This is a genomic window from Bradyrhizobium sp. B025 (assembly GCF_042257955.1).
In the GTDB taxonomy this organism is placed as follows: Bacteria; Pseudomonadota; Alphaproteobacteria; order Rhizobiales; family Xanthobacteraceae; genus Bradyrhizobium; species Bradyrhizobium diazoefficiens.
This window is the reverse complement of the sequence record NZ_CP170150.1, coordinates 1,135,225-1,152,168: the sequence shown is the minus strand read 5'-3', so window position 1 is coordinate 1,152,168 and position 16,944 is coordinate 1,135,225. Positions and strand designations below refer to the sequence as shown.

Here is a 16,944-nt window from a genome sequence, read left to right as displayed (position 1 = left end):
CCTGATTCGCAGCAAGAATCCTCGCCGCTGTCAGGCAGAAAATCCACTCAAGCTACTGTCCGAATTTGCGGGGCCAGCTCTCTCGATGGTCTTTTCCAAATCGAATTCAAGCAGCGGCGCCAGATCGATCTTGTTGATCACCACGAGGGATGAAGCAGCAAACATATCAGGACATTTGAGGGGCTTGTCTTCACCTTCCGTAATCGAGAACACCACGATCTTGCAGGCCTCGCCAAGATCGAAGGCAGCGGGACAGATCAGATTACCGACGTTCTCGATGAAGAGAATGCCGCCTGAAAGCAGGGGCAAGCGGCGATAAGCTCCGCCGATCATTGCAGCATCGAGATGACAATTCTTGCCGGTATTGATTTGAACGGCTGGCACGCCGACAGCCTGAATACGTTCAGCGTCGTTCGAGGTCTGCTGGTCGCTTCGATGACACCGACCGGGCGGCTGCGCTTGAGCTCGGACGCGGCACGGACCAGCAGCGTCGTTTTACCTGCACCGGGACTGGATAAAAGATTAAACACGAGAACGTCATCGGCAAGGAAGAGGGCCCGGTTGACCGCCGCAATCCCATTATTCTTGCCCAGGATATCGCGCTCGATCTCGATGACCTGCTTTCCGCTCATGCCCCCGACCCTTGAATCAGCCGAGCCGGCGCCGCCGCTCGGAAGCGGCTGTATGCCATGTGCCTGATGGTGGGCCGGCCGGCGAAGAGGAGAATGGCCATCGCAAGAGTCCCGCACATGGTCATTGTATCGCTCGTGGCTCTTCGCATCATTTGACCTCGAGTGTTTGGTCGTCGGTGTACCTTCCGTGCAGCCGCAAACGGTACACATCAATCGATCTCCAGCGCTTTCACGCGCATCTGTTCGCCCGCGGTTACCTGCAACTGATAACTGCCGCAGCAAGGACAGCAATCACCCCGGCGTGCAATTTCAACGCTCTTCGAACAGCTCATGCACCAGGCAACGCCCGGTAGTTCAACGATATTAAGCGCGGCGCCTTCGGCAACGGTCCGCATTGCAGCGACAGCAAAGCAGAACCTGATCGCTTCAGGCGCGGCATGACTCAGCGTTCCCAATTCCAAACAGACGCTCCGCACCCGCGAAGAGGATCGCTCCCGTACCTTCTCCTCGACGATCTGAATGATCCCCATGCAAATGGCCATTTCATGCATCGTGAAATTCACGAAAATTGAGAGTGAACCCGACGCACGGATCCAGCGACGCAATCACCGCGTGGACTGCATCACAGCGCCGCGGAGCTGTCAGCACGGCGCCCTGCAGGTTCCGTACAAGCGGTCCGCGCTTATGGAAATTCCACTCCGTCGGCGCCAGGAATTCGAAGCGAGATATCCGGCCGTGAGCGTCAAGCTCAACAGCGTGGTAGAGACGTCCCCTGGCGCATTCGACCGCGGCCGCTGCACGACCGGGCCCAAGCTTATATCTTTCGATAATCCCATGCTCTGCGGTATCCGGCTGAGCGCCGGCCTCAAGCCAGGCACATAGCCCGGACGATTTCAACTATTCTGGCCATCAGCCGCTCGGCCGCACCGAAGGGTCTCAGCAAGAACCGATCCCGGGTCATTGGCGCGCCCAAGGACCCGTCTCAGGCACATGTCCTTCCAGATCCGGACAATCGCAAAACGTCGAATCATCCCCGAGCAATCGCTTCGCGATGTTGAAGTCGTCAGCAGCGGACAGGAACGAGTATGCTGCCGGAGCCGACTTCAAGCCGGCCTCATGAAGCGCCGCGACGCGAAGCGACAGTGGGCTGCCGGACCTGAGCGCGCGTCCCTCATTCGGTACGCCCAGCGCGGCCAGCGCCGCCGCGATCCGCGCTGTTGCTTCCCGTTGAGGGGGGCACGAGGCTCGCTGGGCGGAGCGAACAAGCGCTGACAATTCCGACATCAGGGAGCGGATTGCTGCCGCACTGGCGACCTCTAGCGTGAGATGTCCGGCAAATAGGCCCCGTGCCAAATCCATGATGCGCTCGGTAACGATCAGCGCAATACGATGCTGTTTTTTTTTGCGAGGGTGATCACTTCGTCGCGCGCCGTTTCGATCGCGGTCAACAGTGCGGTTTGCTGCGCAGCGGCACATAACGCGAAGAGCCGCGGCACTGCGTTGAGCAGTGACGAGGCCTGCTTTCCGGCGAATATCCGACCCAGCGGCGGCCGGACTCGCGGCTGGATCTCGACCGAGGCGACTACGTCGGCAGCTAGCAATACGCGGACATGGATTTTGTTGCTTGCAGTGAGGTTCATGCGCAATGCTGCCCCCTCCCCCCGCGCAAGCTATGATCCATCCGAAGGCGCCGTCTGTGGGATCGCAACTGATGTCGAGTGCCCGAGCGCATCATGTGAAGTACGCCTCGAGAATTTCCTGCACGCGTCCGGCAGAGTCCTGGAAATCCTCGTCGGCAGCCAACGCAACAATCGGCACGCCCCCGACCTCCACCGTATCAAGGATGATGTTGTCCGTAGAATTGAAGAACTGCACGGACCAAACATTCCTAGTCCCGGTCGCCTGCACTCTGCAGGCACCGTAGCCCCGCAACATGAGTTGGACGGGTCCGTTGCCCAAGCTTTGCTGCAGGAATGTCAAGTCGACAACGCTCATTGGCAGTAACGTCAGATTGATGACATGCGCATTCATGCAAAATTGCCAGACGCTGGCCCGCTCGCGTATTTCGGCCAGCACCGGTTGAACGTTCATCGCGCCATCCGGCGGCGTGTCAATCAGAAGTTCGGTTGATGTCAGGTCAGTTGCGGCACGCCGGACAATCTGCGGAATCGCTCCAACCTCGACATATTCGTGCGCCGGTTCGGTTCCGATGCGCACGCGCCAGATTCCGGCATGCACGGACTCCCGGATTTGTGCCAAACTGCCGTCCGGCAACGCAACCACCCGGTCACCTCGCCTTCCCCGAGCAATTCGTCAATCAGCTTGCGCTCGGCATCGCTGAAATTTGCGAGTCCGTACAATTGTGTCGGATCACCGCTTCTCTGACCCCCAACAGCAGCAGCGACATTTGACATTAGCAGGGCAGCGTTCGGATACTTCCTTGCACATTCGTCGCAAACCCGCCAAACGCGATTGACAAGCGCACTTGTCGCGCCGCGATAGAATACATCGAGAGTTCCAGAACCTGTGGTAAAGCCGCTCGCCGCGCGGCCGGCGCCGCCAGATACAACGGGGATCGCTGCTTTCACGATGCGATGTTCCATTGTCTGTGTCGAGGGGTATTGCACTTGCCGGCGCCGGTGCTGCCGGCGAGTGCCCAAAGGATCGGTGAGGAGATGCGGTTGATCGTGAGCAAACGATCCGGTCTCTTGCCGATCAGGCAGAGTATATTGTTCCTCGGGGATAGGCGCGGCGTCGACAGTCTACGCTGGCCGGGCCGGCCGGTCAGTGTGCCACCAGGGCCGCGCGAGGGTGCTTCACTGATCCGCAGAATATGTAGGGGATCAGCCGCCGGCAGCGGCATCAAGGTCGCCTTCCTGGGAACGTGCGCGACCAGGCGCGCATCGGCGCTAACGCCCTCCACGTCGTCGGACGGAGCGGGCCGTGTCAGAGCATGCTGAGCCGGCTGCAACTTCATCACACTCCTCTCTGATCATGATCGGTTCTGCCAGCATGGCGGTTAGCAAGGCGCATGCCAATCATCTCTAGGTGCGCGAGTCGCGTTCGACCCAACGGCGTAGCGCCTGACGTTGTCCAAGCCGATGGTCCTGCGACTGGAATCCGGTCTATGAACCCCAGCCGGTGCAAGGGAGCGGAAGCGCTAGCGTAGGTGCTCCGGCAATTGCGGCTCGTGACCGATCAAGTCCGCAAAGAAGCGATCGCAGCTCTGACCGTTGAGGCTGGCCTCAAGCCCGTCAAGTGCTTTGCAGATCAGCCTTGCTTCGTTTTCGTCCAGGAGCCGCACTGCGCTGTCGATATGAACGAGCACCTTGGCGCCGGCCCGTACATCAGCGAGCAGCACGACGGAGATGCGCCGCTGCTCATTGCCATACTCGCATAACGCGGTGACACCGTCGGTCTCGACAATCGTCATTGGCAAGCCAAGGCACATGATCAGCCGCAGGCCGCTAGATCGGCTCTGCCTTTCATTTCATAATTCGCATGGTCAATATTGTTCGCCAACAGCCGTTCTGATGCAGGCAGCGGCGCACTCCGCGGTTTTGCCGGCGAGTCCCACTGCTCTAGGAGCTTACAGGCCAGTCTAATCGCGGGGGCAATCTGAAAGCGCACCGGCGCGGTCAGCGGACCGCCCCAATTCTCCAGATCCATCGGCTGGCAGCCGATAAGAGCGAGCTCTCGCGGGCGGCGGCCAAGCAAATCGGCCGCGCTCAAGACCTCCTGGAAGCCCATCTGATGCAGGCTCACCTTCTTGGCCCCCGTGAATTTTGGCACTTCGTCATCTCGTACAAGCTCCAACTGCCCGGGCAGCAATCCATAGTCGATGGCGTCGAACACGATCAGGCAGTCGGCCCCCTCAAGAAAACTAACGAGGTAGAGCCCCTGGGTGCCGCCATCGAGAACGGTGACGTATCATCGACCGCGTAGCTACGATGAAACTCCTCGACCGCACGCACACCGAATCCCTCATCGGCCCACAGAACATTGCCAATGCCGAGCACCAAAATCCGCTTTTTCTCTGTTGAATTGAGCATCCGCTTCCCAGTCAATCGCCAAACCAATGCTCACCTACTTGATAGAAGGGAAGCTGCGGCGCGACACGACGTCGTCCCAGAGCACCGCGTAGATGTGGACCAGCGCGAACATCACGATCACCCACAGGCCGAGATGATGCCAGGTGTGAAAGTCCTGGCTGTTCGGCCAGAGTGAAAACACCCAGCCGAACACCTTGTACTGCCAGCTGTCAGTACCGGCACCTTGCCCGTAAAGTGCAAAGCCGGTGACGACCATGAACGTGATCGTCTGCGTAAACATGAAGAACATTGCTAGCTGAGCAAGGCGGTTGTGCCCGAGGCCCCTTTCAGGCTCAACCGCAAGGAACGAATACCGGCGAATCTCGTGGTGCAACTCCCGCCAAAAGCACCGGCGCCAAAGCGGCACGCAAAAGATCTGCATGGCGTGCGCGTTTCCCATCAAGGCCCAGTAGATACGCAGAAGAAAGCCGGCGCTGAGTACATATCCCGCCGAGAAATGAGCAAAGCGGATATAGCCGAATAGAAAACCGCCGCTAACGATTCGCTTGCCGGAACGATCGAGATTGAACCCATTCGGCGTCTGGACGGCCACCGTCGTTACCTCCTCAACTCGGCTTGCCTTTGTGGGCAGGGCGATCCGGCCGGTGCCTCAACCGCTTCGCGGCGGTGACCGCCGCGTGGGCAGCGACCGCTAGCCCCACCACGCCGGCAGCGGCCATGCCGATCTCGTCGGCGTTCTGCTCGATGCCGAACTGCTTGATGGTCGTGAGTCGGTCGTAAAATGACCCTTTATCCCAGAAGCCATCTTCGGAGCAGCCGAGACAGCCGTGGCCGGATTGAATGGGAAATGAAACGCCGCCGTTCCACCGAAGGGCCGAACAGGCATTGTAGGTGGTTGGTCCCTTGCAGCCCAACTTGTACAAGCAATAGCCCTTGCGTGCGTTGGTGTCGTCCCACTCTTCGACGAATTGACCAGCGTCGAAATGGGACCGCCGGTAGCACTTATCGTGAATGCGCTCGGAATAAAACATACTTGGACGCCCTTGGTGATCAAGCTTTGGAAGCTTTCCGAACGTGGTAATGAAAGTCACGAGGCCGCTCATGACCTCTGCGATCGGCGGGCCCCCGGGCACCTTGATGAAGGGCCTGTTGGTGATTAACTTATCGATCGGCACCGCGCGAGTCGGATTTGGCTTGGCCGCCTGCACGCATCCCCAGGACGCACACGTGCCCCAAGCGACGATCGCCATGGACTCTTCCGCCATCGACGTGAGCTTTTCAACGAACGGCTTGCCGCCGTCAATGCAGAACATGCCACCCTCGTTCAAGGGCGGGTTACCTTCAACGGCAAGCACATATCCGCCTTTGTACCTGGCACGGGTTTCCTCCAGGATGGCCTCAGCCTGGTGTCCTGCCGCCGCCATGATCATATGGTCATAGTCGAGCGAAATCATCGACAGCAGCGCGTCCTTGATCAAGGGATGAGCCGAGCGGATAAAGCTTTCCGAGCAGCAGGTACACTCAAGCCCGTGCAGCCAGATGACGGGCACTCGCGGTTTGGTTTCCAGGGCGTGCGCAATACTGCTTGCACCAAGCCCCAAGCTCGCGGCCGTGAAACTGCAGAATTTAAGGAAACTGCGACGCGTGATACCCTGTCGTCTGATCACGCCGTAGAAGGTTTCCGTTGCATCACCCATGAAACCTTCCAAGCGAGTTGTCGCCAGCGTTACGATTGGTGATGTTCGGCAAGAAACAAGCCAGCAGAGCGAAACACCTGAAAGATAACAAGCCACCGCTTTAAGATTTTCGGCTTGTCGAATCCGGCCAGCGTCCCAGAAGCTAGGCCATTGATCTGCTACGCTATTGGTGTCCAGTTTTCGACGTCGATGTGAGCACTTTAACAAATCAAGCCGATCGTTCACCGCTGAAGGGAACTACGCTCCTGCAGGCGGCACTCATGATGCCGATTGTTGAATAGAATTGGTTCAGTCGACGGGCACCACATTGCCCGGCCTCAATCAGACTTGCCGATCGCTGACCAACGGTGCGTTAAAGCGCTCATAATCGAACCTAATGCAGGCAGCACGTACCAACGCGGTTGCCGAGCAAGGAACAGAGCCCGCAAGGGACTGAGAATGTGGTGCGCACGTTGGCTTGACTTTAGGTCTGATTTGATCCGATCTGCCCCTGGTTCCAAGGGGCTCCTCGCCTACGGGGCTGTGCGCGGCGACAGGCTGGACGTTTAGAGCGATCGCCCTGGCAAACCTAAGATGATTCGTTGCCTCGCCCGGTACAATGTCTGTCGATGATGGCTAAGGTGAAGATTGTCGCAAATGCGAACATCACCATACCAGCGGCAACCACACTTCCTCGTGCCAGCGCGGCTCTTGGACGTAGTCCACGACATAGGCCGACAACACCTTGGTGCGTCCAGGAATATTTCCGCCGATCATCATCACGACGCCGAATGTGCCTATCGTGTGAGAAAATCCAAGCACGGCCGCTTTAACGAGCTCCAGTCGCGCCAGCGGTGCGATGATAGCAACGAAGCCATACAATGGCGAAACACGCCCTGTCATTTCCAACGGGTGATCGCCAACCGCAAGAAAGGCGTTACGTATCGGCTGCACGACCAATGGCAGCGCCGAGAGCACCGATCCGACCACGATCCCGACGAAGGTAAGAGCGAGCGTGCGCTCGCCCCAGAAAGAGGCGAGAACGCCGCCGGGTCCGTCGGGGCCGAGCAGAACGAGTACGCAAAAGCCGAGAGCCGCTGGGGGTAGTACCAGCGGAAGGGCAATTAGCGCAGCGACAGCCTCGCTCAGAAAAGTCTTTGAACGCGCCAGCCACCAGGCGAGGGGCACACCAATCACGAGGAGGATCACGGTCGTCACGCTAGCGAGCTCTATCGTGAGCGCAATGGATTGCGAGATCTCTGACGAATCAAAATCCATGTGCGTCAGCCCGCCAACGAGCGCAGGTCGCCGTATCGCGATAGTGATTGCCTATACGTCGGGCTGCCCAGCGATGTGGTGCGAATAGCCATTTGTTCGTGCGGCAGCTCGCTCTGTCCCCCAAATTTACGCGCACCGTTTCTGCGAGCAAGAGCAGCATCGCAAGGCTCATCGGCAACTCCTGTGACAAGTCCGCTTCGTCCCACCCGACGGCGGCAGCTTCTCATTTGTCATCAGCAATTCGAGTGCCACGTGCGAACAGCGGCGGCGCTATGCTTATGTGAAAGCACTTTGCGTAGACGCCGACGTCACCGTGGAGTGGACCTAACGCTTTGTCAGGTTTCTGGCATCTTTGTTTCCAAGCGGACAGCAACAGCCGCCCAACGAAAACGGCAGACTCGACTCGAGAAATGCCTGTTTGGTTTGTCGGCGGCTCAAATCCCGTGCTCGCAGGGCCGGTAGCTGAACCGATCGCAAGAAGCCTGCCGGTCGGCAGCTACGCAAACGAAGTAGCTGAAAACTCGTCGTAAGGCTGGTTCGGCGACGCGGCAAAGGCGCGAGGGGCCGCGAGCGACGGCCGCTCCCCTGACCGGCTTAGCTTGCACATCGTCAGCACAGGCGTGGAGACAAACGCCGCGTCATCGACGAGATTGGCCGCTTGCGGAAAAACGCAGTCATCCATCAGAGGTCCTACCCGGGCAACGCAGCTCCTAGCCAGACTTCCATTCGGTAAATGCGTTCAATCCAAAATAGCAATTTTACCAACTGCACGTACTGCTGCACGATCTCAACACTCCAGCATTCCGCTAATGCGCGCTACGCTGCAGCCTAATGTTCGACCTTGCGAACACGGCTAAGAGCACTCAAGCCGATGCCACCGAAGGGAGGCCATTGTCCGCGACTTTTTAGTCCGCCGCAGTTTGGGATTTGGTGCATATCTTGCTTAGCGAGAAAGGACAACGCAACTAAACGCCTGCCTTTGGAAAGACGCGCCGGCTCTCGGACGCGTCTTCAATCGCGCAAGGCTATAATGATTAGTCTCGTATGACACTGTCGCCTCTCACCGAGCCGCGGCACACATTCGAGTATATTCGGGAAGGAAGCGTCATGACCACCATGGCAACCGCGGCGCCTGTGCGCGCGTCGCAAGCTTGGTATAAGATACTCTACGTCCAGGTGCTGATCGCAATCCTAATTGGCGCCATGGTTGGCTGCCTATGGCCGTCTGTCGCCACAAACGACTGGGTCAAGGCGCTCGGTGATGGGTTCATCAAGCTCATCAAGATGGTGATCGCGCCCATTATTTTCTGCACCGTCACGTCTGGCATTGCGCATATTCAAGATGCCAAGAAAGTCGGGTGCGTCGGCGTCAAGGCGCTGTTCTATTTCGAGATCGTCTCCAGCTTTGCCTTGCTGTTGGGCCTTGCCATGGGCAATCTGGTCCGGATTGGCCATGGCCTTGCGGTCAAACCGGATGCTGCGGCGGTCGCCAATTACGTCAAGCAGGCGGAAGCCTCGAAAACCGTCGACTTTATTCTCAACATCATTCCCGATAGCGTGGTCGGCGCCTTCGCTCGCGGCGATGTTCTGCAGGTTCTCCTGTTCGCGATCCTTTTTGGCTTCTCGCTGATGGCGTTGGGAAAGCGTGGCGAGCGTCTGCGCGGCATGATTGACGACGTCGCGCACGCGGTGTTCGGGGTAATAGCTATTGTAATGAAAGCGGCCCCGATCGGCGCCTTCGGCGCCATGGCTTTCACAGTCGGCAAGTTCGGGCCCGCAGCACTCGGCAATCTGATCGGTCTGATCGCGCTGTTTTACGTGACTGCTGCCCTATTCGTAGTAGTCGTGCTTGGTCTGATCGCCCGCCTCGTCGGCTTTTCAATCTTCAAGTTCCTTATCTATATTAAAGACGAGCTTCTGATCGTGCTCGGTACTTCATCCTCCGAAAGCGCGCTCCCTCAATTGATGGAGAAGCTCGAGCGGCTGGGCTGCTCCAAGCCGGTGGTCGGGCTGGTGGTGCCGACTGGCTACTCCTTCAACCTTGACGGCACCAATATCTATATGACACTTGCAACATTGTTCATTGCCCAGGCACTCGGTGTCGATCTCAGCTTTGGCCAGCAGCTCACGATCCTGCTAGTAGCAATGCTAACTTCGAAGGGAGCAAGCGGCGTCACCGGCGCAGGCTTTATCACGCTCGCTGCGACATTATCGGTAGTAAACCCAGCTCTGGTGCCGGGCATGGCAATCGTGTTTTCTATCGACAAGTTCATGAGCGAGGTGCGCGCCCTCACCAACATCATCGGCAATGGCATCGCGGCTGTGTTCGTATCCTGGTGGGAAAGCGAGCTCGATCACGTGACGCTGCAGACTCGGCTCAACAAGTCCACCGCTTCCACTACTATCGACACTACAAGCACATGAGGTAGGTCCCGGATCTGAACCGCCGCCATTCGGACACGAATACTCCCCCTGCGCTCTCCGGCGCACAGCATTATTCCGCGCCGCAGCCAGGGCAGCTGCCCCTGAGAGGCTAGGGTCCAGACTCAATTGAGCCAATATGCGACGAGAGCGGCGAGATGAACAGCGGCCAAAAAATTACGGGCGAGCTTGTCATATCGCGTGGCGATGCGCCGGAAGTCCTTGAGCCTGCAAAAGCAGCGTTCGATGACATTTCGTCCTTTGTAGGCGCGTTTGTTGAAGCGATGGATGACGACACGGTTAGATTTATTGGGGATTACGGGCTTGGCGCCACGACGAATGATTGCGCCGCGAAGCTTGTCGCCATCATACCCTTTGTCGGCGAGGAGCACGCTCATGGGTGGCGCGAGCGCCAGGACATCGGGAGCCGCAGCGATATCGGCATCCTGGCCTGGAGTCAGATGCAGGACGACCGGCCGGCAGAGCGGATCGCTCAGCGCATGGATTTTTGTCGTGCGGCCTCCGCGCGAGCGGCCGATTGCTTGATTGTGCTCCCCCCTTTTCCGCCGGAGGCACACCGGTGAGCTTTAATCGAGGTCGAGTCGAGCGACAGTACGACGCCGTCTTCGCCAGGCTTGGCCAGCGCTTCGAAGATTGCGCACCATCGTCCTCGCTTGGCCCAGCGATTGAAGCGATTGTAGATCGTCGTGTAAGGGCCGTATTCACGTGGACAATCACGCCATCGTGCACCCGATTGCAGCATGTGAATGATGCCGCTGACGATGCGTCGGTCGTCGTCCCGATCCGGCCCCGTCAGTCCCCTCGGCAGATGCGGTTCGATACGCGCCCATTGCCTGTCGTTCAGCCAAAACAAACCAGCGCGCATTCTCTCGCCCCCGAATCAACACGTAGGCAAGAGAATCACGTGGCGCTATTTAGGTACAGACCCTAGTACCCGGAATCAGAGCTGAGTGATACGGCGGCCTTTGAAACGGCGTTGACGGACCTTTTTCTTGGTCCAGACGAAGGGCTCGGCTCTGTCGTTGTATGCGTTGACGTAGGCATCGATGTGTTCCTGAAGCTGCTTGAGGCTCGTGAAGGAGGTGCCGCTGAGCGACTGCCCCTGCAAGATGGAAAACCATACTTCGACCTGATTGAGCCATGACGCACTTGTCGGCGTGAAATGAAATTGCACGTTGGGGTGGGCCTTGAGCCAGTCCTCGTTCTTTTTATGGGTGTTGAGGTTGTCGAGGATGACGTGAAGCTTGCGGTTCGGAAAAGTCGCGGTGACGCTGTTCATGAAATCGAGAAACTCGACGCGGCGCCGGCGTTTTGAATGGGTCGCGATGATCTTTCCGGTGGCGACTTCGAGCGCCGCAAACAATGTTGTGGTGCCATGCCGCTTGTAATCGTGGCTTTGGCCGGTTAAGGCGCGGCCATTGGGCAACTTCAGATAACCCTGCGCTCGCTCCAAAGCCTGGATCGAGGGCTTCTCGTCCACGCACAGCACAATGGCCTTCGCCGGCGGCGCGACATAGAGGCCGACAACATCGGCGGCTTTGGCCGTAAAGTTCGGGTCGTTGCTCTCGCACCAGGACTTGCGAGCCACCAGGTCAATCTTGTGGCTGCGCAGGAACCGCCAGACATATTGGACATCGACATCGCCCAGCGCCTCGGCCAGCAGGGGGCCGGTCCAGCGCGCAAACCCTTGCGGTGGCGGCTTATCCAGCAGCTTCAGAATCCGCTTGTCGGTCGTCTTCGTATAGATCGGCTGCTTGCCAGGCCGCGGCTTGTCTTGCAGCCCTTCAAGGCCATGGTCGGCATAGCGATGCCGCCAAAGGCTGACAATCCGCGGCTGGACCCCAACTTCCTTGGCGATCGACCGGGTGCTGCGCCCATCCGCCGCCAACAGAACTATCCGCGCCCGCTTCAAATCGCGCTGCAACGTCACCGGTGAGCGACAGCACGCCTCAAGCACCTTGCGATCTTTCCTCGAAAGGTGGACTTCTCTTGCTTCGGGTATCATCCCGACCTTGAATCACGACTCACGTTCCAAGAAAAGTGGGTACTAGCGAGAAAAGAGGCAGGAGCTTTTTCAGGGTTTCGCTTTCGCACTCAAGGGCTACCGGCCATCTGAACGCTTGTGCAACATTTTTGCCAAGCCGATGACGGGACTGACGGACTAGGTATTGGTCCGCCTACGAAGATCCATATGCACGTCGCTCCACTTGCCTCACGCGATTAAGGACGACGTAGGGATCCTGCGGACGCAGCTTGTCGTTCTCGTTACGATGCGCGCTGCGTTAGCAGAGCATGGTGGGTGTGATCAGCGTGAATGGCACTCGACAAAGCCGTGGCGAGTCATACGAGGCTGCCCTGCGTTCTGCGACGCCGCTCGCTTCCAGCGGAACCAGTTTTTCGCAGCTAAAGCGCGATAAGATTGGAACGAATCATCATCGCGCGTAGGACTCGCGCGACTCCGGCTTCTGTGTCGGCAGGCGAACTTGCGCTTTCTTCGCGGGAGCGGCTGTGTCGGGGAGACGAGTCATTGGGCAGCTTTTTTCTGATCCTTGCCGGTCCGGAGGCGCGCCTTCGAACCTATCGGCTGAACTGAAACCACTGTCCTCATTCCGCGGCCTAATGGGGCGCATTGGCCGTAGGCTCGAGCGATGCGCAAAAGCGGACGTTTCAGCTTCGACTAAAGTCGCGTCAGCGACACCTACTGAAAGGTTTAGGACAAATATACGTATGTTTATAATGCGTTTTTTCCCCGCCCGTGCTGAGTTCGGCAGCCGATGATCGATCTTGCACACGCTATCATGCGGACCCAAGTGTTCAAGATTGCCTCATTTTTGCCTAAAATGCTATAGCTCTCCCGCCGGATAACAGGCCGGACGGTCTCAAAATGTATAGGATCAGCAGTTTCAAACGTTCAGCCCCTCAGTTGACCTTGGGCAGCATAGCGCTAGCCGCGGTTACACTGACTTGCGTGTACTTTCAGGCGCATTTCGCCGCCGCGGCGTTCGCCTATTTGTTAGTAGTCTTACTATTTTCGTTGATGGGCAGCTTCATTGCTTCATCAGCGCTTTGCATCGTCGCAATCGCTGCTCTCGCATACTACTTTGCGCCGCCGGCGTTTAGTTTACGAATCGATGATCCCCGCGATGTTCCTGTGGTTGTTGCATTTCTTATTGTCTCTGTTGTCGGAACGTACCTGATTGGAAAACTCCGCCAGGAAAGAGAGGCTGCACGTGTGGCTGCGGCCAAGCTTCAGCGGAGTGCCTCGGATTTGGAGGATCGTGAAAAACGGTGGCGCGCAATTTTCGAGCACAATCCAGCCATGTACTTCATGGTCGATGAGGCCGGCATTGTCCTCAACGTCAATACGTTGGGCGCGACACAACTGGGATTTGCTTGTGCAGAACTATTGGGCCAATCCGTGCTCGACGTATTTCTGGAGGAGGATCGCGCATTCGTCCGCAAATGCATTCAGACGTGTCTTGAGGATGTTGGACAATCGCGCACTTGGGACGTCCGGAAAGTCAGGAAGGACGGTTCTGTATTGTGGGTGCGTGAAAACGCCAAGGCCATGCTTTGGGCCGGCGACCGCCCCGTCATCCTCATGGCGTGCGAAGATATTACGGAGCGCAAGCAGACCGAGCTTGCGCTGCAGCGGAGCGAAGCGCATTTGGCTCACGCGCAGGAGTTGAGTCATACAGGCAGCTTCAGCTGGAACGCCTCTACCGGCGAGGCCTTCTGGTCTAAGGAGACATTTCGGATTTTCCAAATCGATCTTCAGACGACACCGGCGCCACAACTCGTCATTGAGCGCACGCACCCAGATGATAGGGCTTCTGTCAAAGAGATTATCGATGAAGCGATGCGAGACCTGAGGGATTTCGAGCACGAGTACCGGCTGCTGCTACCTGACGGCTCCGTGAAGCACATCCATGCGCAGGCACGAGTCACGCGAACCGCCTCTGGTGAAATTGAGTTTGTTGGGGCAGCCACCGATATTACGGCAGCTAGGCGAGCAGAACAGCAGTTGCGCCGAAGCGAGGCCTATCTGGCCGAGGCTCAGCATCTCACTCACACAGGCAGCTGGTCCTGGGACGTCCACACACGAGATTTCGTTTATCGCTCCGCTGAGGTCGACCGCCTGTTTGGCTTTAACCCACAAGAGCCGGTTTCGCTAGAGACTATTCGATCGCGCATCCATCCGGAAGACTTGCCAGGGTTGCAGGAGGTGCAGCGTCAGGCGATTGACCAGGAGCACGAACGGTTCGAATATGATTTCCGTGTTATTCTGCCAGATGGCGGGATAAGGCGCATACACTCCGTTGCACACGTTGTCGTCGGCAGCGATGGTAATGTCAGCGAGCTGATCGGAACACATATGGATGTTACCGAGCAACACGCAGCTAGGGAACGCTTGGAAAACACGCTTGTAGCGCTGCGCGAGAGCGAACAGCGCTTTCGCGACTATGCCGAGACTGCTTCCGACTGGCTCTGGGAAACCGGGCCAGATCATCGGGTCACTCACTTGTCCGAGCACACCAGCGCTGCGGGAATTTTGGCGACAGGGTTAACGGGCCTGCTTCGCTGGGACATCGCGTGCGACATGGAAGAAGAACCGGAGAAGTGGCGTCAGCATCGGGCGACGTTGCAGGCACACCTGCCGTTCCGGGATCTCATCTACCGTACCGTAAATAGGATGGGATCTCCGATCTACGTCCGCACTAGTGGCAAGCCCTTCTTCGACGGAAACGGAAATTTTTTGGGCTATCGCGGCGTCAGCACTGACATCACCGCTACCATTCGCGCTGATCAGGCCGAACAAGAGCTGCGAAAGGCACAGGCGGAGCTTGCACATGTGACGCGTGTAACGACCTTGGGAGAAATGACAACTTCTATCGCCCACGAGATAACCCAACCACTCGCCGCTATCCTCAGCAACGCCGATGCGTGCCTCGGCTGGATGGCTCGCGATGTTCCCAATCTTGCAGCCGCGCGCTCTTCAGTCGAATGGATCATAGAAGATGCAATCCGGGCAAGCGAGGTGATCCGTAGTATTCGCGCACTCGCGAAAAAGGGCGAGATCGAGATGGTGCCGCTCGACATTAATCAGGTGGTTAGGGACGTCAGCGCGCTGGTAACACGAGAGCTGGTGAGCCACCAAGTGACGTTGCGAAGCGAGTTGGCGTCTGCGCTGCCTAGGGTCCTCGGTGATCGAATTCAGCTACAACAAGTGATCATCAATCTGGTGATGAACGGAATCGAGGCCATGGACGCAGTTACAGACCGGCCGCGTGAACTTCTGATTCAATCATCTACGGACGATCTGGGGTACGTGCAGCTTTCCGTGACCGATTGCGGCGTCGGGATCGCCGAGAATGACGCGGACCGCGTCTTGGACCCCTTCTTCACCACCAAATCGAGCGGCCTAGGAATGGGCCTTTCGATCTGCCGGTCGATCGTGGAAGTTCACGGAGGACGAATTTCAGTGGTTCAGAAAAATGGACCGGGCGCGACGTTCCAGTTTGCCCTTCCGCTGCATAAGGAGGCCATCTCGTGACAGGACGATTTGACTGGAGAGGCCAAGGCGGACATACCGAGGCTTCGACGAAGGCAATCGTCTTTGTCGTCGAGGATGACATCTCTATGCGTCGCTCGCTTACGAACCTTTTTCGATCGGTAGGCTTGGAGGTCGTGGCGTTCGGATCGGCCCGTGAAATGCTGCAGAGCACAATGCCGGACGTCACAAGCTGTCTAGTTCTTGATGTCCGGCTGCCGGGCCTGAGCGGCCTTGACTACCAGACCGAGCTCGCCAGGTTGAACATACACATCCCAATCATCTTCATTACCGGCCATGGCGACATTCCCATGACCGTCAGGGCCATGAAGGGAGGCGCGGTCGATTTCCTCAGCAAGCCCTTCCGCGATCAGGAACTGCTTGATGCCGTCGTTGCGGCGACCGAACGCGATCGCAAAAGACGAGAAGCTCAGCGAACCGTGGCGAACCTGAAATCTCTATTTGAGACCCTAAGCCCGCGAGAACAGGCAGTGATGAAACTGGTCGCGACGGGGCTGATGAACAAGCAGGTAGCCGCCGAACTTGGGCTCGCCGAGATCACCGTCAAGATCTACCGGGGACACGTAATGAAAAAGATGCGTGCCCGCTCGCTGGCTGACTTGATCAGAATGAGCGAGACGCTCGGAATTAGCGCCAATCACACTGAACAAACCCAAGTATGATTTTACAATTCCATCACTTAAGCCCACTTTCGCGAAAGTGGCTGACGGTTTGGCAGCCGCTGTACTGCGTCGGGAGGGCTCATCTTGTCCACGCCTTTGATTTCCGTCGTTGACGACGACCCCTCGGTCCGTGCGGCGACAGAAAACCTTTTGAAATCGCGTGGCTACGTCGTGCAGATATTTGCCTCGGCCGAGGCGCTCCTGCGGTCGCCGCGGTTGAACGAGATATCCTGCGTCATAACTGATGTGCAGATGGCAGCGATGAGCGGGCTGGAGCTGCTGGCAGAGATGCGGACGCGTGGTTACCAAGCACCCTTCATTTTCATTACAGCTTTCCCCAACGAGCGCGTACGCGCGTCAGCCTTGGACGCCGGAGCGATCGGCTTCCTCGCCAAACCATTCGGCGTACAAGAGTTAGTCAAGTGTCTCGACAGCGCACTGCAGGCATATGGCGACCGAGGCCGCATCTGATTCGATCAACTGCGCGTTCTTGTCCGATCTAACGACGATCACGCACCGGGCAACCTCTTTGCGGCCGGAACCGCGACCTGCCCTAACGTTATTAGGAGCTAATTCTTGCCCGCCAAAGCATTACCGGCTACTGTCGGCTGCAAAACAACCTTTGACCTT

The 16,944-nt window shown here is 57.8% G+C and carries 16 protein-coding genes and 1 pseudogene; 4 read left to right on the top strand and 13 right to left on the bottom strand.

Annotated features, from left to right (window positions below; all coding sequences use genetic code 11):
• Positions 1–30 precede the first annotated feature (30 nt).
• The 11 genes and pseudogenes from hypB to ACE10W_RS05470 form a co-directional block, all read right to left on the bottom strand.
• The gene (gene hypB, locus ACE10W_RS05520; RefSeq protein ID WP_231166591.1) at positions 31–384 is read right to left on the bottom strand and encodes a hydrogenase nickel incorporation protein HypB; all 354 of its coding nucleotides are present in this window, start codon (positions 382–384) and stop codon (positions 31–33) included.
• On the bottom strand, positions 330–632 hold the full coding sequence (locus tag ACE10W_RS05515; protein WP_014497976.1) for a hypothetical protein: 303 nt from the start codon (positions 630–632) through the stop codon (positions 330–332). The genes hypB and ACE10W_RS05515 overlap by 55 nt, the downstream gene beginning before the upstream one ends.
• A gap of 209 nt (positions 633–841) precedes the next feature.
• Positions 842–1,183 carry a hydrogenase maturation nickel metallochaperone HypA gene (hypA, locus tag ACE10W_RS05510; protein WP_011084541.1) on the bottom strand — a complete coding sequence of 114 codons (342 nt, stop codon included), beginning with the start codon at positions 1,181–1,183 and terminating at the stop codon, positions 842–844.
• The gene (locus ACE10W_RS05505; RefSeq protein WP_014497978.1) at positions 1,176–1,529 is read right to left on the bottom strand and encodes a nickel-dependent hydrogenase large subunit; all 354 of its coding nucleotides are present in this window, start codon (positions 1,527–1,529) and stop codon (positions 1,176–1,178) included. Before ACE10W_RS05505 ends, hypA begins: the two co-directional genes overlap by 8 nt.
• Before the next feature lie 479 nt (positions 1,530–2,008).
• A complete protein-coding gene (locus ACE10W_RS05500; RefSeq protein ID WP_018648280.1) occupies positions 2,009–2,272 on the bottom strand; it encodes a hypothetical protein in 264 nt (87 codons plus the stop codon).
• A 91-nt stretch (positions 2,273–2,363) separates the two neighbouring features.
• Positions 2,364–2,915: a hydrogenase expression/formation protein gene (locus ACE10W_RS05495; RefSeq protein ID WP_011084538.1), complete on the bottom strand. Its 552-nt coding sequence runs from the start codon at positions 2,913–2,915 to the stop codon at positions 2,364–2,366.
• 877 nt (positions 2,916–3,792) lie between these two features.
• Entirely contained in the window at positions 3,793–4,083 is a 291-nt protein-coding gene (locus tag ACE10W_RS05490) for a HypC/HybG/HupF family hydrogenase formation chaperone (RefSeq protein WP_011084536.1), read from the bottom strand.
• A gap of 2 nt (positions 4,084–4,085) precedes the next feature.
• Positions 4,086–4,684 (bottom strand): annotated as a pseudogene (locus ACE10W_RS05485) (HyaD/HybD family hydrogenase maturation endopeptidase).
• 34 nt (positions 4,685–4,718) lie between these two features.
• A complete protein-coding gene (gene cybH, locus ACE10W_RS05480; RefSeq protein WP_018648279.1) occupies positions 4,719–5,276 on the bottom strand; it encodes a Ni/Fe-hydrogenase, b-type cytochrome subunit in 558 nt (185 codons plus the stop codon).
• 13 nt (positions 5,277–5,289) lie between these two features.
• Entirely contained in the window at positions 5,290–6,381 is a 1,092-nt protein-coding gene (locus ACE10W_RS05475) for a hydrogenase small subunit (RefSeq protein ID WP_011084531.1), read from the bottom strand.
• 645 nt (positions 6,382–7,026) lie between these two features.
• Positions 7,027–7,638, bottom strand: a complete 612-nt coding sequence (locus ACE10W_RS05470; protein WP_011084530.1) for a molybdenum ABC transporter permease — start codon at positions 7,636–7,638, stop codon at positions 7,027–7,029.
• Between the two features lie 1,107 nt (positions 7,639–8,745).
• Here ACE10W_RS05470 and dctA point away from each other — a divergent pair.
• Positions 8,746–10,062 (top strand): C4-dicarboxylate transporter DctA, encoded by a 1,317-nt coding sequence (gene dctA, locus ACE10W_RS05465; RefSeq protein WP_011084529.1) that lies wholly within the window; start codon positions 8,746–8,748, stop codon positions 10,060–10,062.
• A 122-nt stretch (positions 10,063–10,184) separates the two neighbouring features.
• Here the strand turns inward: dctA and ACE10W_RS05460 are convergent.
• Positions 10,185–10,945, bottom strand: a protein-coding gene (locus ACE10W_RS05460) for an IS5-like element ISBj2 family transposase (RefSeq protein WP_110115815.1) whose coding sequence is annotated in 2 segments (ribosomal slippage) — positions 10,185–10,606 and positions 10,606–10,945 — 762 coding nt in all. Because the reading frame shifts where the segments join, the coding sequence is not laid out codon by codon here.
• 75 nt (positions 10,946–11,020) lie between these two features.
• Positions 11,021–12,085, bottom strand: a complete 1,065-nt coding sequence (locus tag ACE10W_RS05455; protein WP_011084514.1) for an IS630-like element ISRj1 family transposase — start codon at positions 12,083–12,085, stop codon at positions 11,021–11,023.
• Between the two features lie 879 nt (positions 12,086–12,964).
• Here ACE10W_RS05455 and ACE10W_RS05450 point away from each other — a divergent pair.
• The 3 genes from ACE10W_RS05450 (at position 12,965) to ACE10W_RS05440 (ending at position 16,785) form a co-directional block, all read left to right on the top strand.
• A complete protein-coding gene (locus tag ACE10W_RS05450) occupies positions 12,965–15,634 on the top strand; it encodes a PAS domain-containing protein (protein WP_011084527.1) in 2,670 nt (889 codons plus the stop codon).
• Positions 15,631–16,314 carry a response regulator transcription factor gene (locus ACE10W_RS05445; protein ID WP_011084526.1) on the top strand — a complete coding sequence of 228 codons (684 nt, stop codon included), beginning with the start codon at positions 15,631–15,633 and terminating at the stop codon, positions 16,312–16,314. The genes ACE10W_RS05450 and ACE10W_RS05445 overlap by 4 nt, the downstream gene beginning before the upstream one ends.
• An 84-nt stretch (positions 16,315–16,398) precedes the next feature.
• On the top strand, positions 16,399–16,785 hold the full coding sequence (locus ACE10W_RS05440) for a response regulator transcription factor (protein WP_018648887.1): 387 nt from the start codon (positions 16,399–16,401) through the stop codon (positions 16,783–16,785).
• Positions 16,786–16,944: the final 159 nt, after the last annotated feature.

Excerpts from the sequence above, each read along its gene's own strand:
- ACE10W_RS05515 (WP_014497976.1), bottom strand. The coding sequence starts at position 632 with ATGAGCGGAAAGCAGGTCATCGAGATCGAGCGCGATATCCTGGGCAAG.
- hypA (WP_011084541.1), bottom strand. The coding sequence starts at position 1,183 with ATGCATGAAATGGCCATTTGCATGGGGATCATTCAGATCGTCGAGGAG.
- ACE10W_RS05500 (WP_018648280.1), bottom strand. The coding sequence starts at position 2,272 with ATGAACCTCACTGCAAGCAACAAAATCCATGTCCGCGTATTGCTAGCT.
- ACE10W_RS05490 (WP_011084536.1), bottom strand. The coding sequence starts at position 4,083 with ATGTGCCTTGGCTTGCCAATGACGATTGTCGAGACCGACGGTGTCACC.
- ACE10W_RS05475 (WP_011084531.1), bottom strand. The coding sequence starts at position 6,381 with ATGGGTGATGCAACGGAAACCTTCTACGGCGTGATCAGACGACAGGGT.
- ACE10W_RS05470 (WP_011084530.1), bottom strand. The coding sequence starts at position 7,638 with ATGGATTTTGATTCGTCAGAGATCTCGCAATCCATTGCGCTCACGATA.
- dctA (WP_011084529.1), top strand. The coding sequence starts at position 8,746 with ATGACCACCATGGCAACCGCGGCGCCTGTGCGCGCGTCGCAAGCTTGG.
- ACE10W_RS05455 (WP_011084514.1), bottom strand. The coding sequence starts at position 12,085 with ATGATACCCGAAGCAAGAGAAGTCCACCTTTCGAGGAAAGATCGCAAG.
- ACE10W_RS05450 (WP_011084527.1), top strand. The coding sequence starts at position 12,965 with ATGTATAGGATCAGCAGTTTCAAACGTTCAGCCCCTCAGTTGACCTTG.